Source organism: Massilia niabensis (assembly GCF_042655085.1).
Taxonomy (GTDB): domain Bacteria; phylum Pseudomonadota; class Gammaproteobacteria; order Burkholderiales; family Burkholderiaceae_D; genus Telluria; species Telluria niabensis.
The window spans coordinates 255,527-261,526 of sequence record NZ_JBHSMU010000008.1 but is presented as its reverse complement, the minus strand read 5'-3'; the positions used below and the strand labels follow the sequence as shown (position 1 = coordinate 261,526).

The 6,000-nt window shown below is 65.0% G+C and carries 6 protein-coding genes; 2 read left to right on the top strand and 4 right to left on the bottom strand.

Going from position 1 to position 6,000, the window contains the following annotated elements; translation table 11 throughout:
- Positions 1–405: 405 nt before the first annotated feature.
- Positions 406–1,974, bottom strand: coding sequence for a phospholipase D family protein (locus tag ACFPN5_RS08110; protein ID WP_379781942.1), 1,569 nt, complete (start codon positions 1,972–1,974; stop codon positions 406–408).
- A 3-nt stretch (positions 1,975–1,977) separates the two neighbouring features.
- On the bottom strand, positions 1,978–2,754 hold the full coding sequence (locus tag ACFPN5_RS08105; RefSeq protein WP_379781940.1) for an enoyl-CoA hydratase: 777 nt from the start codon (positions 2,752–2,754) through the stop codon (positions 1,978–1,980).
- A 158-nt stretch (positions 2,755–2,912) separates the two neighbouring features.
- Here ACFPN5_RS08105 and ACFPN5_RS08100 point away from each other — a divergent pair, with 158 nt between their 5' ends.
- Positions 2,913–4,133: an MFS transporter gene (locus ACFPN5_RS08100; protein ID WP_379781938.1), complete on the top strand. Its 1,221-nt coding sequence runs from the start codon at positions 2,913–2,915 to the stop codon at positions 4,131–4,133.
- A 3-nt stretch (positions 4,134–4,136) separates the two neighbouring features.
- Here the strand turns inward: ACFPN5_RS08100 and mltA are convergent, their stop codons facing one another.
- Positions 4,137–5,372, bottom strand: a complete 1,236-nt coding sequence (gene mltA, locus ACFPN5_RS08095; protein WP_379781936.1) for a murein transglycosylase A — start codon at positions 5,370–5,372, stop codon at positions 4,137–4,139.
- A gap of 11 nt (positions 5,373–5,383) precedes the next feature.
- Here mltA and ACFPN5_RS08090 point away from each other — a divergent pair, with 11 nt between their 5' ends.
- The gene (locus ACFPN5_RS08090) at positions 5,384–5,533 is read left to right on the top strand and encodes a hypothetical protein (protein WP_379781934.1); all 150 of its coding nucleotides are present in this window, start codon (positions 5,384–5,386) and stop codon (positions 5,531–5,533) included.
- A 3-nt stretch (positions 5,534–5,536) separates the two neighbouring features.
- Here the strand turns inward: ACFPN5_RS08090 and apaG are convergent, their stop codons facing one another.
- Complete coding sequence (apaG, locus tag ACFPN5_RS08085; RefSeq protein WP_379781932.1) at positions 5,537–5,911, bottom strand: Co2+/Mg2+ efflux protein ApaG; 375 nt, start codon at positions 5,909–5,911, stop codon at positions 5,537–5,539.
- Between the last annotated feature and the right edge of the window lie 89 nt (positions 5,912–6,000).

Here is a 6,000-nt window from a genome sequence, read left to right as displayed (position 1 = left end):
CCACCCTTATTGCTAAGGGGTCGCTCACTCAAGATACTGACCGTCACCTCATTGCTGAGACAACGCTTAATACTTTTGTGAACATTTGATAATTTAAGTAATCAAGAACCGAAGTTACTGGCACCTTCATCAAACGCCCACACTTATCGACTGTTAATTGTTAAAGAACTGTATTCGGTACTGCCTTGCTGTGTTCTGCGAATCGTTTTGTTCGTCAGCAGCAGAGGAAAAAGAGTATGAAGCAATTTCTGATTCTCGTCAACCTCTTTTTTGCTTCATCTCAGTTTCCTGATGTGCTGTTGTCAACTCAACTACTTGATTTCGTTGTGCTTTTCAGTCAGCGCTGAAGCGGAGGCGAATCATAACAAAGTTCGGGATGGGTGTGCAAGACCCACCCTGAACTTTTCAGAGCAGCCAGTCTATTGGCAAAAAGGACAGTATCCGGACGCCTGCGCGCTGCCATGCGCTCGTGCCTGGCTCCTCTTCGTGGCGTAACACTTTGCCCTCGGTGCGCTCCAGCCAGTAGAGCTTGCCGCTGTCGTCGAGACGCACTTCATAGGCGCGGCCGGGCATTCGTTCGTCCAGCGTGCGGCCCAGTTGCCCTGCCAGCAACGGGCTGTCGATCACTAGCCCCATTTCCGTATTCAGGTCGATCGACCGTGGGTCGAGATTGAAGGACCCGATGAACACCCTGCGGCCGTCGACGCCAAAGGTCTTCGCATGCAAACTGGACGCGGAGCTGCCGAAGCGGCCGCGCCCGGCCGCCGGAAGCGCGCCCCCCCAGCTGCGGCGCAGTTCGAACATCGATACGCCCGCCGCGAGCAGCTGGCGCCGCCACTTCGCATAGCCGGCATGCACCGCCGCCACGTCGGTGGCTTCGAGCGAGTTGGTCAGGATGCGCACGGTCGCTCCACCACGTGCGATGTCCTCGATCGCCCGCGCAGCCCTGTGGGTCGGGACAAAATAGGGAGAGACGATGTCGAGTTGCCGCTCAGGCTTGCCCAGCAGTTCGCGCATGCCCTCGACCATGCGCTCCTCTAGAGGGATTTGCCCCAGCACTTTCTCCGGCGGATCGCTGACCAGGCCGGCGGCGACCCACTCCAGGGGCAGGCGGCGCTCGACCAGTTGCTCGGCAAACGAAGAATGCCGGATGGCGTCCAGGTAGCGCCGCGCTCCGGCCTGGCCGAGCAGCACCGCGGCACGTTCCGCCAGTGCGGTGCCGGCTTCCGCATCTTCCCGTGCGACCAGTGCGGCGATCGGGTAGGCCGACGCGCTGTTCCAGTAGCGGTCGAAGTCGCGCGACACCTCGCGCACCACCGGGCCGATGGCGAGCACGTCGAGGTCGACGAACAGCAGGTCGCCCGCGGCGTCGAAGTATTCGTCGCCGACGTTGCGCCCGCCGACAATCGTCACCTGATTGTCGATCGTGAAGGACTTGTTGTGCATGCGCCGGTTCAGCCGACGGAAATCAAGGAGGTAGCCCAGGGGGCGCCAGCCGCGCATGGCGAACGGGTTGAACAGGCGCACCTCGACGTTCGGGTGCAGGTCGAGGGCGGCCAGTACCGGATCAAGTCCGGCCGTGTTGTTGTCGTCGAGAAGAAAACGGACGCGCACGCCGCGTGCCGCCGCGCTGCGCAGGGTATCGAGCAGCAGCGTGCCGGTAAGATCGTTGCGCCATATATAGTACTGAACGTCGAGGCTGCGCTCGGCGCTGCGTGCAAACAGCACGCGGGTGGCAAAGGCGTTGCTGCCGTCGGGCAGCGCCACCACGCCCGAGCGGCCGGGATGGGCGGCGGCCAGCGGTACGATGGCCTGTCCCAGGCGCGTCGATTGACTGCCTTCCAGCGCCGTGCTCACGGCCCTTGGCCCCAGCGGGGGCAGCACTGTGCACCCATAGACCGCGACCGCCGCGGCGGCGATGACGAGCGCGCCCGCCCTCGCACGCACCCTTCCGCGCAGCGCCGCGGCCCGCATCGCTTACATGCCTTCGAAGTTCGCCTTGCGCTTTTCCAGGAAGGCAGACATGCCCTCTTTCTGGGCCGGCGTGCCGAAGGCGGCGTGGAAGAAGCGGCGCTCGTAGCGCACGCCTTCGGTCAGCGTCGTCTCGAACGCGCGATTGACCGAATCCTTGATCGCCATCGCTACCGTCACCGGCATCTCGGCAATCGTATTGGCCACTGCCAGCGCTTCCTCCATCAGCGTCTCCGCGGGGAAGATGCGCGAGACCAGGCCGGTGCGCTCCGCCTCGAGCGCGTCGATCATGCGCGAGGTCAGCAGCATGTCCATCGCCTTCGATTTGCCGATGGTGCGCGGCAGGCGCTGGGTACCGCCCGCGCCGGGGGTCACGCCGACCTTGATTTCCGGCTGGCCGAACTTGGCTTTATCGGAGGCGATCAGGAAGTCGCACATCATCGCCAGTTCGCAGCCACCGCCCAGGGCGTAGCCGGCAACCACGCCGATCACCGGTTTACGGACGTTGAGGATGTGTTCCCAGTTGCGGCCGATGTAATTGCCCGGATAGGTGTCCGCATAGGTGTAATTGGCCATCGCCGCGATGTCGGCGCCCGCCGCGAAGACTTTTTCGCTGCCGGTCAGGATGATGACGTTGACGGCCGGGTCGGCGTCGTACTGGTATAGCGCGTGGCCGAGCTCGTTCATCATGTTGTCGTTCAGCGCATTCATCGCTTTTGGACGGTTCAGGCGAATGACCACCACCTTGCCGTGGTTTTCGATCAGCAGGTCAGCATATTCCATGGGACACCCCTCAATAGTAAGTTAGACGACACTGCCGCGATTGTAGCGCCTCCGGCGGCGCGGATGACAAGGTATGATTGCCGGATAGACAATCCGGAGACCCCGTCATCGCCCCGCAACCAGGAACAGGTTTTATCGCCAAACTCCGCAGCGACCCGATGCTGCGCCATCCCGACTTCCGCCGCTTCTGGCTGAGCAGCATCCTGACCAACTTCGGCGCGCAGGTGACCATGCTTGCGCTGCCGCTGTGCGCGGTACTGCTGCTGCACGCGACGCCGGCCGAAATGGGCATGCTCGCCGCCATCCAGTCCCTGCCCTTCCTGCTGTTCGGCCTGCCGACCGGCGTGCTGCTCGACCGCAGCCGGCGCCTGCCGGTCATGCTGGGCAGCGATACGATGGTAGCCGTTGCCCTGGCCAGCGTGCCGCTCGCCTGGTGGCTTGGTGTGCTGTCGGTGCCGTGGATCTATGGCGTGGCGTTTGCCATCGGAACCGGCTACGTGGTGGGCGGCGGCGCCGAGCAGGTCTACCTCACCTTCCTCGTCGGGCGCGACAACCTGATCGCCGCCCACGCCAAGTTCGCCGCGACCGAGTCCGCCTCGCGCCTGCTGGGGCCGGGCATTGCCGGCGGCCTGGTGCAATTGCTGGGCGCGCCGCTGGCGGTGCTGTGCAATGTGATGGCCTTTGCCGTGTCGATCGCCAACCTGAAACGCATCGAGGTGCGCGAGCCGGAACCGATCGCGCCGCAAACCCATCCGCTGCACGAAATCCGCGAAGGCCTGGCATTCGTGTGGAACATGCCCCTGCTGCGCACCCTCGCCTGGATCGCGGCCGCATGGCATCTGTTGTTCTATTCGTTCATGGCGCTGAACGTGCTGTTCGCCGTGCGCGTGCTGGACCTGTCGCCGGGCATGATGGGAGCGGCGCACATGGTCGGGGGCCTGGGCGTGCTGGCCAGTTCGCTGATGGTCAAGCCGATGTCCGAGCGCTTCGGCGTCGGCGCCACGATCGTGATCGGCCTGTGCGGCTCGGCGCTCGGGTTCGCGCTGCTGCCCTTGATCCCCGCCGGGGCCGATGCCGGCACGAGCGTCACGATGGCCGCCTATGCGGTCGTCATGTTCTGGCTCGACTGCGGCGCGATGCTGTTCTTCATGCCCTACATCGCCCTGCGCCAGCGCATCACGCCGGATGCGATGCTGGGGCGGATGGTGGCGACGATGCGCTGCCTGACCGTGGCAACCGCGCCGATCGGCGCCCTGGCAGCCGGGGCGCTGGCCGAACAGTTCAGCGTGCGCACGGGCCTGGCCGCAGTGGCGGCCGGCGCCATCCTGCTGGCGCTTGTTACCGTGTTTGGCACCCGCCTGCGCAGCGCCGAAGGCTAATATTTACTTGGGCAGCAGCACCCATACCGACCCACGCTGCTTCATGCGCCCCGCATACTCGGCCGCATTGCCGCCGAAACCGAAGAAGAAATCCGCACGCACCTGGCCGCGGATCGCGCCGCCGGTGTCCTGGGCCATCATCAGGCGCTGCAGCGGCGCGCCGGTCGCCGGGTGCGAGGTCGCCAGGAACAGCGGCGCGCCCAGCGGCACGTGCTGCGGGTCGACCGCCACCGAGCGCTCGGGCGTGAGCGGCACGCCGAGCGCGCCTTTCGGGCCGACGTTCGGATCAGGCAGGCGTTCCTCGCGGAAGAAAATATAGCTCGGGTTCACGTTCAGCAGTTCCTGGCGCCGTGCCGGATTGGCCGCGATCCAGGCCTTGATGCTCTGCGCTGACACCCCGTCGGCCGGCAGCTCGCCCTGCTCCACCAGCCAGCGCCCGATCACCTTATACGGATGGCCGTTCTGGTCAGCAAAAGCGATGCGCACGGTCTCGCCCGTTTCTTCGATCAGCACCCGGCCCGAGCCCTGCACCTCCAGGAAAAAGGCTTCGACCGGATCGTCGACCCAGACCAGCTCCTTGCCGCTCAGGGGCGCGCGCTCGATCTCGGCACGGGTGCTGTACGGCACCACCTTCTTGCCGACCAGCCGGCCGCGCAGGCGCATGTTCTTCAGACTCGGGTAGGCCGACGCCAGGTCGACCGTGAGTAAATCTTCCGGCACCCGGTAGAGCGGCGTCTGGAAGGCGCCGCCGCGCTTGCGCGAGCCGCGCAGCATCGGCTCGTAGTAGCCGGTGATCAGGCCGGTATCGAGGCCGTCGGGCATGCGCATCTGGTTCGGCACGAAATACGCTTCGAAATAGCTGCGGATGGCGTTGCTGTCGCCGGCATCGACCGTGGCGGCCGCGGTGCATGGCGCCTTCCACTCGGCTTTTCTCACCAGCACGCGGCACGAGGTCGTAAACGCCGGCCAGGCCTGGCGCAGGTCGTCCTGCTGCCAGCCCGGCAGCGCTGCGAACGAGACCGGGGTCATCGGTGGCACGGGGGCCGGAGCTGGGGCGGGGATGGCGACCGGGCCGACCGGCGGCGGCATGATGACGGGCGGCGGCGTCGCCGGCTGCGCAGGCACGGGCGGGGCAGGCACCGGCTGAGGCGCCGGCGCCTGCTGCGGCGTGCCGCAGGCGGCCAAAAGAAGGGCCACGAGGGCGAACGAGCTTGGTACACTGCGGCGTATCGTTTGCATAAGGACTGGTTATGTGGATCTTGATGTTGGAAGCGGGCGTGGCGCTGTTCCTGCTCGTGTTTATCGTCTGGTGGACGATGTTCTCGGGCCGCCCTGAAGAGCGCAAGCGGCCGCTGCGCGAAGAGAAAGCGCCGCCGCCGGAGCTGCCGCGCGACCAGTAACGATCAGTGCAGCATGCTCGGCAGCGTCAGCACGAACTCCGGGATCTTGACTTCGAAGCGGTGGCCATCCTCGGCCACGCAGAAGTATTCGCCGTGCATCGATCCTTGCGGCGTGTCGAGCGAGGTGCCGCTCGTGTATTCGAATTGCTCGCCCGGTTTCAGCAGCGGCTGGTGCCCGACCACGCCCAGGCCGGCTACTTCCTGCACGCGGTTGCTGGCGTCGGTGATGACCCAATGGCGCGAGATCAGCTGGGCCGGCACGTCGCCGGTATTGCTGATCGTAATCGTATAAGAAAACACATACTCGTCGCGGTCCGGCTTGGACTGCTCGGGCTGGTACTTGGTCCGGACGGACACGCTGAAATCGTAGGCAGCCATCGGCTTCTCTTCTCTTATTAGTGGGAACGCATGTGCGCAAAAGAACATGATACCCCGTGATGAAAAACGGGGCTGCGCGCCACTAACCT